18 protein-coding genes and 1 pseudogene are annotated in these 13,273 nt (G+C 67.1%); 12 read left to right on the top strand and 7 right to left on the bottom strand.

What is annotated here, in order from left to right; all coding sequences use genetic code 11:
- Positions 1-41 precede the first annotated feature (41 nt).
- Together AC1DZA_RS13385 and AC1DZA_RS13380 are read left to right on the top strand one after the other, a co-directional pair.
- A pseudogene (locus AC1DZA_RS13385) lies at positions 42-188 on the top strand (TetR/AcrR family transcriptional regulator); the annotation flags it as partial.
- Positions 189-284: 96 nt separating this feature from the next.
- Complete coding sequence (locus AC1DZA_RS13380; protein WP_476760681.1) at positions 285-689, top strand: hypothetical protein; 405 nt, start codon at positions 285-287, stop codon at positions 687-689.
- 376 nt (positions 690-1,065) lie between these two features.
- Here AC1DZA_RS13380 and AC1DZA_RS13375 read toward each other — a convergent pair whose 3' ends face one another.
- Positions 1,066-1,662: a helix-turn-helix domain-containing protein gene (locus AC1DZA_RS13375; RefSeq protein ID WP_476773097.1), complete on the bottom strand. Its 597-nt coding sequence runs from the start codon at positions 1,660-1,662 to the stop codon at positions 1,066-1,068.
- Between the two features lie 76 nt (positions 1,663-1,738).
- Here AC1DZA_RS13375 and AC1DZA_RS13370 point away from each other — a divergent pair, with 76 nt between their 5' ends.
- Genes AC1DZA_RS13370 through AC1DZA_RS13360 form a run of 3 tightly spaced genes read left to right on the top strand, consistent with a single transcriptional unit; the run spans position 1,739 to position 3,506 of the window.
- Positions 1,739-1,948 (top strand): hypothetical protein, encoded by a 210-nt coding sequence (locus AC1DZA_RS13370; protein ID WP_476773096.1) that lies wholly within the window; start codon positions 1,739-1,741, stop codon positions 1,946-1,948.
- Positions 1,945-2,712, top strand: a complete 768-nt coding sequence (locus tag AC1DZA_RS13365; RefSeq protein WP_476773095.1) for an ABC transporter ATP-binding protein — start codon at positions 1,945-1,947, stop codon at positions 2,710-2,712. The genes AC1DZA_RS13370 and AC1DZA_RS13365 overlap by 4 nt, the downstream gene beginning before the upstream one ends.
- Complete coding sequence (locus AC1DZA_RS13360) at positions 2,709-3,506, top strand: ABC-2 transporter permease (protein WP_476773094.1); 798 nt, start codon at positions 2,709-2,711, stop codon at positions 3,504-3,506. Before AC1DZA_RS13365 ends, AC1DZA_RS13360 begins: the two co-directional genes overlap by 4 nt.
- A gap of 72 nt (positions 3,507-3,578) precedes the next feature.
- Here AC1DZA_RS13360 and AC1DZA_RS13355 read toward each other — a convergent pair whose 3' ends face one another.
- Positions 3,579-3,983: a nuclear transport factor 2 family protein gene (locus AC1DZA_RS13355; RefSeq protein ID WP_476773155.1), complete on the bottom strand. Its 405-nt coding sequence runs from the start codon at positions 3,981-3,983 to the stop codon at positions 3,579-3,581.
- A 50-nt stretch (positions 3,984-4,033) separates the two neighbouring features.
- Between AC1DZA_RS13355 and AC1DZA_RS13350 the strand changes: the two genes are divergently transcribed.
- Positions 4,034-4,516: a MarR family transcriptional regulator gene (locus AC1DZA_RS13350; RefSeq protein ID WP_476773093.1), complete on the top strand. Its 483-nt coding sequence runs from the start codon at positions 4,034-4,036 to the stop codon at positions 4,514-4,516.
- Positions 4,517-4,637: 121 nt separating this feature from the next.
- Here the strand turns inward: AC1DZA_RS13350 and AC1DZA_RS13345 are convergent, their stop codons facing one another.
- Positions 4,638-5,852 (bottom strand): cytochrome P450, encoded by a 1,215-nt coding sequence (locus AC1DZA_RS13345; protein ID WP_476773092.1) that lies wholly within the window; start codon positions 5,850-5,852, stop codon positions 4,638-4,640.
- A gap of 68 nt (positions 5,853-5,920) precedes the next feature.
- The gene (locus AC1DZA_RS13340) at positions 5,921-6,889 is read right to left on the bottom strand and encodes a PDR/VanB family oxidoreductase (RefSeq protein ID WP_476773091.1); all 969 of its coding nucleotides are present in this window, start codon (positions 6,887-6,889) and stop codon (positions 5,921-5,923) included.
- Between the two features lie 126 nt (positions 6,890-7,015).
- Here AC1DZA_RS13340 and AC1DZA_RS13335 point away from each other — a divergent pair, with 126 nt between their 5' ends.
- Complete coding sequence (locus tag AC1DZA_RS13335; RefSeq protein ID WP_476773090.1) at positions 7,016-7,894, top strand: IclR family transcriptional regulator; 879 nt, start codon at positions 7,016-7,018, stop codon at positions 7,892-7,894.
- Between the two features lie 245 nt (positions 7,895-8,139).
- Here the strand turns inward: AC1DZA_RS13335 and AC1DZA_RS13330 are convergent, their stop codons facing one another.
- Positions 8,140-8,613 (bottom strand): winged helix-turn-helix transcriptional regulator, encoded by a 474-nt coding sequence (locus tag AC1DZA_RS13330; RefSeq protein ID WP_476773089.1) that lies wholly within the window; start codon positions 8,611-8,613, stop codon positions 8,140-8,142.
- A 104-nt stretch (positions 8,614-8,717) separates the two neighbouring features.
- On the opposite strand from AC1DZA_RS13330, the gene AC1DZA_RS13325 reads away from it, so the two are divergent.
- Positions 8,718-9,212 (top strand): SRPBCC family protein, encoded by a 495-nt coding sequence (locus AC1DZA_RS13325; RefSeq protein ID WP_476773088.1) that lies wholly within the window; start codon positions 8,718-8,720, stop codon positions 9,210-9,212.
- Positions 9,213-9,312: 100 nt separating this feature from the next.
- On the opposite strand, the gene AC1DZA_RS13320 is transcribed toward AC1DZA_RS13325, so the two are convergent.
- On the bottom strand, positions 9,313-9,657 hold the full coding sequence (locus AC1DZA_RS13320) for a cytoplasmic protein (protein ID WP_476773087.1): 345 nt from the start codon (positions 9,655-9,657) through the stop codon (positions 9,313-9,315).
- Here AC1DZA_RS13320 and AC1DZA_RS13315 point away from each other — a divergent pair.
- The gene (locus tag AC1DZA_RS13315) at positions 9,656-10,297 is read left to right on the top strand and encodes a GNAT family N-acetyltransferase (RefSeq protein ID WP_476773086.1); all 642 of its coding nucleotides are present in this window, start codon (positions 9,656-9,658) and stop codon (positions 10,295-10,297) included. The genes AC1DZA_RS13320 and AC1DZA_RS13315 overlap by 2 nt on opposite strands.
- A 98-nt stretch (positions 10,298-10,395) precedes the next feature.
- Here the strand turns inward: AC1DZA_RS13315 and AC1DZA_RS13310 are convergent, their stop codons facing one another.
- Positions 10,396-10,785, bottom strand: coding sequence for a DUF1801 domain-containing protein (locus tag AC1DZA_RS13310; RefSeq protein WP_476773085.1), 390 nt, complete (start codon positions 10,783-10,785; stop codon positions 10,396-10,398).
- A gap of 319 nt (positions 10,786-11,104) precedes the next feature.
- On the opposite strand from AC1DZA_RS13310, the gene AC1DZA_RS13305 reads away from it, so the two are divergent.
- The 3 genes from AC1DZA_RS13305 to AC1DZA_RS13295 all read left to right on the top strand — a co-directional run bounded on the left by AC1DZA_RS13305 (position 11,105) and on the right by AC1DZA_RS13295 (position 13,136).
- Complete coding sequence (locus tag AC1DZA_RS13305; RefSeq protein ID WP_476773084.1) at positions 11,105-11,482, top strand: ArsR/SmtB family transcription factor; 378 nt, start codon at positions 11,105-11,107, stop codon at positions 11,480-11,482.
- Positions 11,483-11,620: 138 nt separating this feature from the next.
- Complete coding sequence (locus AC1DZA_RS13300; RefSeq protein WP_476773083.1) at positions 11,621-12,538, top strand: cation diffusion facilitator family transporter; 918 nt, start codon at positions 11,621-11,623, stop codon at positions 12,536-12,538.
- Complete coding sequence (locus tag AC1DZA_RS13295) at positions 12,531-13,136, top strand: cation efflux transmembrane domain-containing protein (RefSeq protein ID WP_476773082.1); 606 nt, start codon at positions 12,531-12,533, stop codon at positions 13,134-13,136. Before AC1DZA_RS13300 ends, AC1DZA_RS13295 begins: the two co-directional genes overlap by 8 nt.
- The last annotated feature ends 137 nt before the right edge of the window (positions 13,137-13,273 follow it).

Raw genomic sequence — 13,273 nt, 5'->3', positions numbered from 1 at the left:
GGTCGTGAGACCAATTGGTTATTGGTCGCTCATCCAATAACATGAATCGCATGGTGTCAAGTGCTCCGGTCGCGCGCTCGCGAAAGCGACCCAGCGAGCGCCGAGCCGAGATCGTGCGCGAAGCCGCCGGTATAGCGCTCACCGATGGGCTCGAGCGCATCACCCTGCGCGCCGTCGCCGAGCGACTCGGCGTTCGGCCGGGCCTGATCACCCACTATTTCCCAGTCGCCGAAGACCTCGTCATCGCCGCGTTCGTGCAGGCGGTCGCAGACGAGCGCAACGCCATGGTGCCCGAGCACGGCGCGCCGCTCGAACGACTCGCGAGAATGGTCGAGCGCGTCGAGAGCGTCGAGGGTCGCGACATCGCCCGTCTTTGGCTGAATGCGCGTCACCTCTGCCGGTTCACCCCCACTCTCGCGGCCGCGCTCGTCGAACAAGAGGCGCTCGACCGCGCTCGACTGCTCGAACTCATCGAGGCCGGGGTCGCGACGGGCGAATTCACCGGCAACCCGTTCGACGCGTGCATTCGGATCTTCATCGCCGTCGATGGCTACGGCGCGTACGTGAACGACGTTGGCGCCTTCGAATATGACGCATACACCCGCTTCGTCACCGATGTCACCGAGTGGGCGCTCGGCTTGGATCCCGGGCGGCTCCGGACTGCAATCACCGAACTACATCCAAGCTGACGCATCTCGCTGAGTTCGGTGCCACATCGGCTGGGCGTAATTTTGGCAGTTCGTCCCGAGGCATTTCCGCTGCAGTTCAAACGGCTCATGGTCTCCATATGCACACCGGCGAAGGCGATGTTGCGCTTCAGATCGGGCCATTTCCGGAGCTATCAGTCGTCATTTCCTGGGATCAGGCGAGAGTAGATGAATGGGCCAACGTTTTCGGCGCGCTGCGGACGACCGCGCTTCAACGATAGCTAGACCGTACTCCGATGCTTTCGCGCACTGGCGGGTTGGCACCCGGGAGGATGCTGCCACGGGACCATCGTCGTGACGCTTCCAGCCAGTCAAGGATCCGCTTACGAACGTCCAATCGCTGACCGCCCGACCGGCTTCAGGAATGCTCTCGTATCCCTGCGTGTGGCTCAGCCTCCGGTTGTGAACTGGTCCTGCCTGACGAGGTCGGAGCTGCGGCTTCGGGGATGAGGGCCGTTGCGAGCGTCACTGTGCGGCTGCCGGGACTCGTTGAGGTGATGTAGGGCGTCAGCAGTTCGCTCAGGCGCGCCTGGATCTCCGTCAGGTCGGCGGTCGTGACCTGCAACTGCATTTGCCCGAAGCCGAGGAAGTCCCGGAAGGTGCCGTCGCTGCTCGCGCGATCAAAAGTCTCGCCGAGGTGAGCGAGGAAGGTCAGGAAGGACTGGCGCAACTCCTGCTCGCCCATTTCGCGGAGCTCCGCGTGATCGACGTGGGCCATCCGCCCGCCGAGGGCGAGGGTTCGTTCGACGGCCCCGCGCACCCGCCGCTCATCGACGATGGCGAGGATGTCCACTTCTACGAGGGCCGCGATGTGGCGATACAGCGTCGCCTGCGGGATATCCGGAAGGGCCGCCCGGAGCTCCGCTGTGGTCACCTGGCGGGTGCCGATCTGCTGGATGATCCGCAGACGAACCGGATGCATGACGACATCAGCGATCGGCGATTTCTTCGACAAGGCATCACGACCATTCTCATAGTGATAACATTCTCAATGTCTGATCAGAGAGTACGTCAACGAGAGGATCCATCCGATGACCGCCATCCGTGTCGATGCATCGACGCTGCGCGTCGATTTTCCTGGTAGGGAGGCGGTGGTGGCGGGGCGCTCGAACGATTCGTTCGCCAGCGATGCGATCAGTCGCGTCGAACTGCATCCGGACTGGGATTTCGGCGAGCTCCTCCTGAGCGATGCCGATGCACCGGGTGTCTCCGCCGCGATCACGCAGCAGGTTCGGAGATGAGCGGCACGGACATCCAGGTCTTCGGCCTCTCAAAGCGCTTCGCCGGGGTCGACGCCGTGAGCGACGTCACTTTCAGCGCGCGTCCGGGCCGGGTTACCGGATTCCTGGGTCCCAATGGCGCGGGCAAGTCCACGACGCTCCGGATGCTGCTGGGCCTCACGCGTCCCGATACGGGAACCGCCCTTATCGGCGGTGTCCCGTACCGCGAACTCGACGACCCCTCCGGCACGGTGGGGGCCGTGCTCGACATCGCCGCGGCCCATCCCTCGATGACGGCGCGCGGACACCTCCACGCGTACTGCGCACTTGGCGGCCATAAGCCGGCGAATGCAGGGCGAGTGGCGGAACTCACGGGTATCGCCGCATACCTCGACCGTCGAACGGGCGCCTTCTCGACCGGCATGCGGCAGCGGCTTGCCCTCGCCACGGCACTCCTCGGGGATCCCGCAGTGCTCGTGCTCGACGAGCCGTCGAACGGGCTCGACCCGGCGGGCACCGTCTGGCTTCGCACTTTCCTGCGCGAATTCGCCGCCGACGGTCGCACGGTCCTGCTCTCGAGTCACGTCCTCACGGAACTCCAGCACGGCATCGACGATCTCGTGCTGGTCGATCACGGGCACGTGGCGTGGGAGGGGTCGCTCGTCGAGTTCACCGAGCACGGCACGAGCCTCGAAGAGGCCTTCCTGCGGCTCACATCGGACACCGCATCTCACACCGCGCCCGGAGCATCCGGAGCAACACGCACCGAAGGAGTCCGCGCATGAACCGACTGATCCGAGGCGAGCTCGCCAAGCTCTTCGCCACCCGGCTCCCGATGTGGTCCCTCATCATCGCCGCCGGCAGCGGCGGCGGGCTGACCAGCATCCTGGCCATCGTCGGCCCCGAGAATGCCACCCCGCCACTGCCCGGACTCGACACCGTCGAGGGCGTCGGCATCGTCGTGGGCATGAGCGGCCTGCTGCTCTTTGTCCCCGCGCTCATCGGCACGATCGCCGTCACAAGCGAGTACCGGCACCGCACCATCGGCACGACCTTCCTCGCTGTCCCTCGCCGCGGCCGCGTGCTCGTCGCGAAGCTCGGCGTGTACGCCATGCTCGGCCTCGCGTACGGGCTCGTCGCCTCCCTCTTCGCGGGTGCAGCCGTGGCACTCGGCGCGACGTTGCAGGGCGTCGAGCTCGGCGTCCCGCCGGCCGGCCTCGTCACCCTGCTCGCACGACTCACGCTGGCGGCCCTCGTCTACATGATCCTCGGCGTCGCCATCGGTGCGCTCGCTCGACACCAGCTCCTCGCGGTCGGCATCGTGGTCGGATACTTCTACTTCCTCGAGCATGTGCTCATGATGATCCCCGGCGTGAACGCGATCCACCCGTACCTTCCAGGAGGCGCGACGGCGGCGCTGACCGACTTCACCTTCCTCAGCGATGCCATCGCCGAGCAACTCCCCATCGCGTCGACCGCACCGACGTCACCGGCGATCGGCGCGCTCGTTCTGCTCGCCTACGCCGGGGTTGCCGCCTGCGTCGCGATCGCCGTTCCGCTGCGACGCGACCTTCGCTGAACATGCCCGCAGACGGATCCGCTTGAGAGGGATGTCGATGTCGAGGCCCTCCGGGTTCGCATGCCCGTGGGGTCAGAAGAGCGGTTCGTAACAGTCGTACGTCTCGATGGAGGCGATGCGCCCGTCGTGCACTCTCACGAACTGTGCGATGTGGGCGGTGAGCTCTTGGCCGGCTCGGAACGGGCCGCGGTCGGCCGCGATCACGCCCGTCCAGGTGAGCCGGAGCACCGCAAGGTCTCCCGTGGCGAATGCGTCGTGCACGTCGTAGTGCTGGTGCGCGAGGAGCGCCGCACCCGCCGCCGACCCGGCAAGGATGTCGTGGAGCTCAATAGTGCGACCCCGCGGTGAGATTGCGTTCGGATGCTCCGTGGTGACCGCATCGGGCGTGAACAGGGCCTCGATTTGGGAACCGTGCCGGCCTGACTCGAGTGCGGAGTGGAGAGCCCGGGCAACGTGCACCGGGTCGCCGCCCGCCATTTGAGAGGGTTTTGCCGGTGGCGTCATAAAACACAACTATAGTTGTGAAAATGTCCACTGTCGACCCGTCACGACTCGACCTGCCCATCCTCGCCTCGCTCGCCGGCGCTGCGGTTGATGAGATCCTGCTCGCGCGCCTCCGAGCCGCGGGGCATCCGCGGATCCGCCGATCCCACGGTTACGTCTTCCAACGTCTCCTTGCTGACACCCCGACCGTCACCGAGCTCGGCGTCGCGCTGGGCGTCACCCAGCAGGCGGCGTCGAAGGCGGTCATCGAGCTGGAGGAGCTCGGCTACGTCGAACGGTCTCCGGATGCCGCGGACAGCCGGCTGCGCCGGATCGCGCTCACCGGAAGCGGCCGGGCCGCGATCGAACTGGCACGGCGCCAGCGCGGGGCGTTCGAGGCAGACGTGCTGGCATCGCTGACTCCCGCGGACGCAGAGGCAGGCCGACGGTTGCTCCTCGCCCTGCTCGCTGCAAGCGGCGGTCTCGAAGCCATCGCCCGCCGGCAAGTACCAGTGCCGTCGGACTGACGGCACTGCGCTTCGCCACCAGTTGCCTGATCGCCGCGGTCACCGATCTCGCGAAGCACGAGCCGGTCTGACGCCTGTCTCGTGATGGCCCGGCAGCGGCCAGGATCGCCTCGTTCCTGACTCAGGCGACTGCGACGCGCATCGGCATCCGTTTCCAGGCACGGAGGGTGTTGTTCAGGTGGCGATCGGGGGTGCCGATGAGCTGGATCGACTCGACCCGTCGCGCCAGAGCCCTGAGGAGCGAGGTCGCCTCGAGTCTCGCGACGTGCTGGCCGACACACTGATGGATGCCCATGCCGAACCCCACGTGACCCGATGGATCCCGGGTGAGGTCGAACCGCTCGGGATCCTTCCAACGCCTCGGGTCGGAATTCGCCGAGCCCAGGAACATCAGAATCTTCCGGCGTTCGGGGATCCGCACGCCTCCGAGTTCGATCTCCCGGGTGGTCGTGCGAAAGAACGTCTGCACGGGCGCCTCGAGCCTGATCGCCTCATCGAAGGCCACGCGCGCCAAGGCAGGCTGGGCGCGGAGTTGCGCCCAGGCGTCAGGGTGGGTCGCGAACGCGTGGAGGACTGCTCCGATGGCATGCACCGTGGTGTCCACGCCCGCCGAAAGCAGCGACCTGACGATGAGCGGGGCCTGGTCGAGTGCCAGGTCGCCCCGGTCGGCGGCGGCCCAGATCGCCGAGCCGAAGCCACCGGGTGCGAGCCGATCGTGTGCGCACTGCTCGTTCACCCAAGCCGAGTGCTCGCCGATCTGCGACGCTCCGTGCTGTACGAGGAAGTTCTCCGGCCCGAAGCTGTTGAACAGGTGGTCGCCGTAGGGCAGCAGATGCTCGCGCCCCTCGGTCGGGATGCCGACGGCATCGGGGAACACCCGGAGCGGGTAGGCCTCCGCGAACGCCTCCACGGCATCGAACTCGACGCCTCGTGCGAGGACCTCGTCGACGAGATCGTCGGCGTCGGCCTGCCAGCGCGGCGCCAATTCCCGGAGTTCCCGAGGCCCCAGGACCTTCTCGAGTACCGACCGGGGCGCGTCGTGATGCGGAGGGTCGGCTTCCAGCAGCAGGCTCGGCGGGCGCCACGGCTTCTCGCTCCGGAAATCGGTGATCCCGACGCCGGCCGAGGACTCGAACCCCTGCCAGTCGAGGAGCGCGGCGCGAACGGTCTCGTAGCGTCCCATCGCGTAGACGCCGTACCGCTCGAGGAGCACCACCTCCCCTGCCTCGCGGAGGCGGTGCTGGAACGGAAGCGGGTCGGCGAGCACCTCCCGGCTGAACGGGTCCTCGTGCGTGGTGGGAATCGCCGTGGTGAGTGGCGGCGTGCGGGTGGTCATCGGGGCTCTCCTCGTTGAGGCGGTGTGGTGGTCGGCGCGTTGGTCGTAGGTCTGCGGAGCGTCGCATCTCAGAGGGAGATCACGAGCCGTTCGCTCTTCGCCCTCGAGACGCACGGGAAGAAGCAGGTGCCGTCGGCCCGCTCGGCATCGTCGAGGATCGAGTCGCGGTGGTCGGGCACGCCGTCGACGACCCGGGTCTCGCAGGTGCCGCAGACGCCGCGCGAGCAGGAGGTGAGCAGGTCGAAGCCGGCGCTCCGCAGCGCATCGGCGACCGGCACCCCCGGCAGGACACAGATGCTTCGCCCCGTGCCGGCGATCTCGACGTCGAATGGCGTGGTCCGCACGGGTTCGCCGCGGTCGACCGCCGCGAACCGCTCCACCCTGGTCCACCCCGGTCGGCGTTCGGCCGCGAGTTCGGAGATCGCCTCGGTCAAGCGTGCCGGTCCGCAGGCGTAGAGCTTCGTCTCAGCCAGCGCCGCGGCATCCGGCCCTGACTGGAACCAGGCGCGGATGTCGGTGGGCCCGACCTCGTCGGATGCCGCCACCGTGACCCGGTCTCCGTGCTCCGCGAGGTCGTCGAGGAAGGCCATGCGGCGCCGGGAACGGCCGAGGTAGAGCAGGCGCCAATCGGCGCCGAGCGGGCTCGCCGCTCGCAGCATCGGAAGGATCGGCGTGATGCCGATGCCACCCGCGACGAACGCGAACGACGGCGCCGGGGTGAGTCGAAAGGTGTTGCGCGGGCCGCCGAACCCGACCAGGTCGCCCACGCGCAGCTCGTCGTGGACGAAGCGGGATCCTCCTCGCCCGTCGGCTTCACGAAGGACCGCGATCCGGTACGCGTCGGGTTCCCGCGGGTCGCCGCACAGCGAATACTGACGAGTGGTGCCATCGGGCAGCACCAAGTCGAGGTGCGCGCCCGGCGTCCAATCGGGAAGTCGACCGCCGTCGGGCCGTCTGAGCACGACCGAGACGACATCGTCGGCCGCCATCATCTTGACGGCAACGGCCAGTACATCAGTCCCGGTCTGGCTCGGCATCATCGCCGCCTCCCTGTCGTCGTCGACCTTCGGTGGGCACACGGTAGGCGGGCGCGATTGCTCTCGGGCACCTTCTTCGAATCATTCGAAAGCGGCCCGCTATGCTCGACGCGAGAGGGGGTCGCCGTGGCGCGCGCATCCGCAGGCCGATCGACGCTGAGTCGTCAGCTGCAGCTGCTCGACGCCTTCAGCATCGACGCCCCGTTCCTCACGCTGTCGGAACTCTCCCGGCGCAGCGGACTGCCGGTCGCGACCACCCATGCGCTGCTCGCCGACCTCGAGGAGCAGGGCCTCGTCGAGCGCAGCGCCGACCGCACCTACCGCCTCGGGGTGCGCCTGTGGGAGCTCGCCTGTCGCACCCCCGGTGCGCTCGGGCTGCGCGAGATCGCCATGCCGCACCTCCAGGCGGTGCACGGCGTCATCGGCCAGCACGTCCAGCTCGGCATCCTGAGCGTCGGCGACGTACTGTTCCTCGAACGGCTCTCCAGGCGCGACGCCGTCGTGAACGCCACCATCGTCGGCGGGCGCCTTCCGCTGCATGCCTCCGCCGCCGGACTCGTGCTCCTCGCCGACGCTGATGCCGGGACCCGCGACGAGGTGCTCGCCGGCCCGCTTCGCTCGCTCACCGACGCCACCATCACGGATGCCGCGGAGCTGCGCCGTGAACTCCACCGCGTTCGAACGCAGGGCTTCGCCGTCGCCGACGGGTACATCCATCCGAGCGCCCGCGGCATCGCCGTGCCGATCGTGGGCGCCGCGGGCGAGACCGTCGCGTCTGTCGGGGCTGTCGTACCGAATGACGACGCCCCATGGATGCCGCTGGTCGAGGTTCTGAGGTCCGCAGCCAGCCGGATCTCGACGTCGCTCCGCGCGGCCGCATTGCCGCAGAGCCACCCCGAGGCGGGCCCGGGTGGGAGCTACCGTGCACTGGTGAACTCCTCCGAAGAGTCGATGCAGTGGCTGGCCGCGCCGGCGAATCGTCGAACGCGCGCAGCGGGGTACTGACACTCGCATTTGAGCAGCCGTGTAGTAGCACACCACATGTCTCGCCAAACGCCGCCCACGCTTCTTCGATTCCGTTGCACCGCGGATCGCTCAGCGGCATCAGAGAGAGTCGGCATGCAGTGGCTGCGGCGGGGGCTCATGGGAAGCGGCCGGTGTAGGAATTGGCCACTTCTCATGGAATCTAGCCCACAGAACCGATGACAAATGCCGCGGATTTCCACGTGGTTCGCCGCTTACCGTCGCCGTCACACGACCGCGCGTGCCCTGGCGCTCAGCCGGGAGAACGCGCTCTCCGCGCCTCCGAGGAGCGAACCACCCTCGCGCACGGCCTGCTGCCACGCGTCGAGCACGTCGTGGCGGTCCATCGCCATGACCGCCTCCCACGGATCGTCCTCCTCGATGGGAACGCCGCCCATGCCCCATCGCGCCGCCTCGTACAAGAGCGGGATCGCCGCGATGCCGCGCTCCGTCGCCGAGTAGGTGACCTTGCGGGCATCCGTCTCGCTCGGGGTGCGCACAATGATTCCCCCGCGCTCGAGTCGGGCGAGGCGGTCGGCGAGCACGCTCGGACCGATGCGCTCCTCGGACCGAAGGAACTCCCCGAACGTGTGCTTGCCGAGTGTGAGCAGGTCGCGCATGATCAGCAGCGACCAGCTGTCGCCGAAGGTCTCCACGGTGAAGTTGGTGGGGCAGGTCGACCGCCCTTCAGCTCGCTTCATGCATCGAGTCTACCGGCATTGACTTTGATCATCGTAGTGACCTACGCTTCGATCATCGAAGTGAAATGGATGCCGCGGCGGCGGCCTGCAGCGGAGGAGCCACGATGAACGACACGACCCAGCACGAGACACACGATGTCGTCGTGAGCCGCGACATCCCCGCCCCCATCGAGGCGGCCTGGAAGTCGTGGACCGAACCCGACCGCGTGCTTCGCTGGTGGGGCCCGAACGGCTTCACCTGCACGGTCGCCGAGCTCGACGTTCGCGTCGGCGGCACGTCCCTCGTGTGCATGAGCGCCCCCGACTGGGGGTTCCCGGCGCTGTACAGCACCTGGGCGTACACGCTCGTCGACGCCCCGCACCGCCTCGAGTTCATCCACAACATCGCCGACGAGCACGGCGCCACGATCGACCCCGCGACCATCGGGGCCGCGGGCATCCCGCGCGACGTTCGGCACGTCATCACGTTCGAGTCGATCGGCGACGACGCGACTCGACTCACCGTCACCGAACTCGGCTACATCGACCCCGAGCAGCTCGCGCTCTCGAAGAAGGGCCTCGAGGAGTCCCTCGACAAGCTCGTCGCGATCTACGTGTGAGCCCGATAGGGAGAGGGCACTGGACTCAAGACGGAGCTGCGACGACTGGGCTCTTGCCGTGGAGGCCGCGTCACCCGCCCGATTACCGCTCCGCTCTGCGTCACGTGTTGGGTCCGATGACGTGCTCGTCGACGGTCCCCGCGGCATCCCCCTTCAGCTCGATGAGGATGGTGTGCGTCGGCGTCGCGCCGATGTTCTCGCCGGCGTGGCGCTGCGCCGGAAGCCAGAGCACCTGGTTCGCCGGCAGATCGACCTCGCGCGTGCCTCCTCCGGTGCTCAGCCGCCGCTGGAACCCAGTGAGCGTCACCATCACACTGTTGGGGTGCACGTGCGGCGTGGTGCTTTCCCCCGGCTCGTCGCTGTAGTCGAGCACGCGGACGAAGTCGTTCTCGAAGATCGTGCGATAGTGCTCCGGGTTCGTGATCACCGGGTCTTCGTTGGCCATGAACGTCAACGTACTCATGCGACCAGGACTGCGTCTACGAGGTCGCGGGCTCCGACTTCGATGGCCGGACGTGACCATCCGATTGACCACGAAGCCCCAGTGGTCCCGTCGCCATAGCGATCCGCTTGCGTACAGCTCTGCAAGGGCGGACGCTCATGTTGTGAATAGCGGAGTGTGCATACGAACCGCCGGCCCGGCGGATGTGACGGCGCTGGCCCAGTTGAAGGAGGCTTGGGCGGATCTTCCGAGTCCTGCGACCGACGCGGAGCGGATCGAGTTCGCGAGTTCGCTTGCTCGATGGATGCAGGAGCGGGGCGACAGCGTGATCTGTCGGGTTGCGGAGCTCGAAGGAGCTCTCATCGGGATGGCGTGGCTCATCGTGTTCGAGCGTGTTCCGGACATCCGAGACAGACACCGGCGCACGGGAGACATCCAGAGCGTGTTCGTGCAACCGAGTCATCGTGGTCGCGGAGTAGGCAGTCAATTGATCCGTGCATTGACCGTCATCGCTGACGACCTCGGAATTCCACGAGTGACGGTAAGCGCCAACTCACGGGCCGTACCTGTCTATCAAGCCCTCGGCTTCGTCGAGACGCCATTTCTGCTCGAACGACGGCCGCGCGCCGTGTCGTCGCGCTAGGCGATCCATGCGCGGGTCCTCGCATTGGGCCATGCACTGCGAAGGTCGCGATCGATCGCCTGAATTGGGTGACCGGCTCGGCTCCTCCGCGACGACTGTCACCTGGGTGCGACGTTGAGTTCCACGGCCTCGGCGACGAGCGCCTTGACCGCCGCTTCGTCCACGCGGTCTCCCTCGAAGTAGTCGATGGCTCGGACGACTTTGCTGTCCAGCCGGGTGTTGAAGTGATCGCTGCTTTCCATGCGGGCACCTCTCGCGAACGTCAGCCTGACGGCGCTCTTGAGCACGTCGGTGAAACAGACGTCTCCGTCATGCGTCCAAAACGGAACTCCCTCCGGTTTGGAGGGCTTCTTGTACTTGACCACCTCGACGGCAGCCGGGTCGGCTGCCATGATCGCAGCTCGAAGCGCGACCAGCACGTCCTGTTTCCAGCCGCTCTGCTGCGCGATGATGTCGTCGATCTGCTCGGAGTCGGACTTCTCACTCATGCGCGAATACTTCCGAAGAGAGCTGAGGAAATCAACAGCCGAAGTCGGTCGCAAACGCGCGTGGCTCGACCCCACAGCGCAAAGTCACGACGGCTGGGCCCAGTCCGGCGAAGCTCATCGTCCACATCCGCTCCTGCCCAGCGATGGGCCCAGGCAGCCACAGCTACTCCTCCGACGGCGGATGCTGCGACTCCTGTCCGGCTCCCGCGCGTGACGAGCGAATGAACCTCAGCGTGAGCGCTCCCGACCCCAGTCGTTCCGCCTGCCTTCTCGGCCAGGCTCGCGAACATGCGGTCGCTGCTCGTGGCATAATCTGCGTATGGATGCAGACAAGCAGATTTCCGGTCGGTCGCCGGATAGTCAGTACGTCGAGCTTGCCGTCGAGGTGTTCTCGATGCTCGCCGATGCCACCCGGATCCGGATCATCTTGGCGCTCAGGGATCATGGTGAGCTGTCGGTGAATCTGCTCGCCGACATCGTCGACAAGGCACCCCCTGCCGTCTCGCAGCATCTCGCCAAGCTCCGCCTCGCGCGCATCGTCGCGACCCGCCATGAGGGCACGAGGGTGTTCTACCGCCTCGAGAATGAGCACGCCCGCCAGCTGGTCGCGGATGCGATCTTCCAAGCCGAGCACACCCTCGGCGGCACTCCCCGCCATCATCACGCCGAAGCCGTGCGGGAAGAGACGACCGCATGACAGGTGCCACCCGACACGATCACCTGCACGAGCACGGCCACGAGCACGCACGGCCATGAGCACGAGCAAGGCAACCATGAGCACGCGCACGACCATGAGCACCACGGTGGCGTTCGCGGGTTCATGAGGGACCTCTTCGTGCCGCACACGCACGATGCGGCCGACTCGGTTGATGACGCGCTCGAGGCGAGCGCGCAGGGTGTTCGGGCCCTGAAGATCAGCCTGTTCGTGCTGCTCGCGACGACCCTGCTGCAGCTCGCGGTGGTGTTCCTCAGCAACTCCGTCGCGCTCCTGGCCGACACCGTGCACAACCTCGCCGACGCGCTGACCGCGGTCCCACTCTGGATCGCGTTCGTCCTCGCGCGACGCGCAGCCTCCCGCCGCTACCCGTACGGCTACGGCCGCGCCGAAGACCTCGCCGGCCTGTTCATCGTCGGCGTCGTCGCCGCATCCGCCATCGTCGCGGCGTGGCAGGCGATCGACCGCCTGCTGAACCCGCAACCCGTCGAGAACCTCGGCTGGCTGATGGCCGCCGGCGTCATCGGCTTCATCGGCAACGAAGCGGTCGCGATCTACCGGATCCGTGTCGGCCGACGGATCGGATCAGCCGCACTCGTCGCCGACGGCGTGCACGCACGCACCGACGGATTCACCTCCCTCGCCGTGGTCATCGGAGCCATCGGCATCGCGCTCGGATTTCCGCTCGCGGACCCGATCATCGGCCTGGTGATCTCGGCCACCATCTTCGTCCTCCTGTGGGGCACCGTCCGTAGCATCGGGCGCCGACTCATGGACGGCATCGAACCCGAACTGCTCGACCGCGCCGAGCACGCACTCGGGCACACACCCGGCCTGTCCGGCGTCGGAACCGTGCGACTGCGGTGGAGCGGCCACCGCCTCAGCGGCGACGCCACCGTGATCCTCGACGGCAATCGAACCCTCGCCGACAGCCAAGCCATCACGGTGGAAGCCGAAGCACGGGTGCGCCGCGCACTCCCAAAGCTCGACGCGTTCACGGTCCACGCCACGGCGGGGAGCAGGACCAGGCATGACTGACTCGTTCAGCACTACAGAACGGCTTCGCCGCACCGTCCTCATCGTGGCCATCCTCAACCTCGGATACTTCGGCATCGAGTTCACGGTCGCCCAACTGATCGGCTCGGTCTCGCTCTTCGCCGACAGCGTCGACTTCCTCGAGGACGCCAGCATCAACCTGCTGATCTTCTTCGCTGCAGCCTGGTCTGCTCATCGACGTGCCCAAGTCGGCAGCGTGCTCGCATTCGTGATCCTGATCCCCGCGCTCACGACCATCTGGACCGCAGTACTGAAGATCATGGATCCGGTCCCGCCAGCACCCCTCCCACTCTCCCTCGCCGCCATCGGCGCGCTCCTCGTCAACCTGTCCTGCGCCCTGCTCCTTGTCCGCCACCGGAACCACCCGGGAAGCCTGGCGAAAGCAGCGTGGCTCTCCGCCCGCAACGACGCCCTCGCGAACCTCGCAATCATCGCCGTCGCCGTAGTCACCATCTGGGTGCAAACCGGATGGATCGACATCATCGTCGGCATCGGCATCGGACTCCTCAACGCCGACGCCGCCCGCACCGTCTGGACGCAAGCACGCGAAGAACGCCGCCAACTCAACCCCGAACCATAGATCCACGACCGCAGACAAGACGGCAGCTCCAGGCCGCGCTCCACGCGGAAGCGGTCAAGTCTCAAAGGCATGTCATTGCGCCGCAGATCGAGTCTCGCGCTGCGTAACCTAGCCCTTGCGGGTCCCCAGCCTGCAAT

It is taken from the genome of Agromyces sp. P2_B3 (assembly GCF_056404815.1).
The sequence above is the reverse complement of the archived record's forward strand: the minus strand, read 5'-3'. Positions and strand labels throughout refer to the sequence as shown.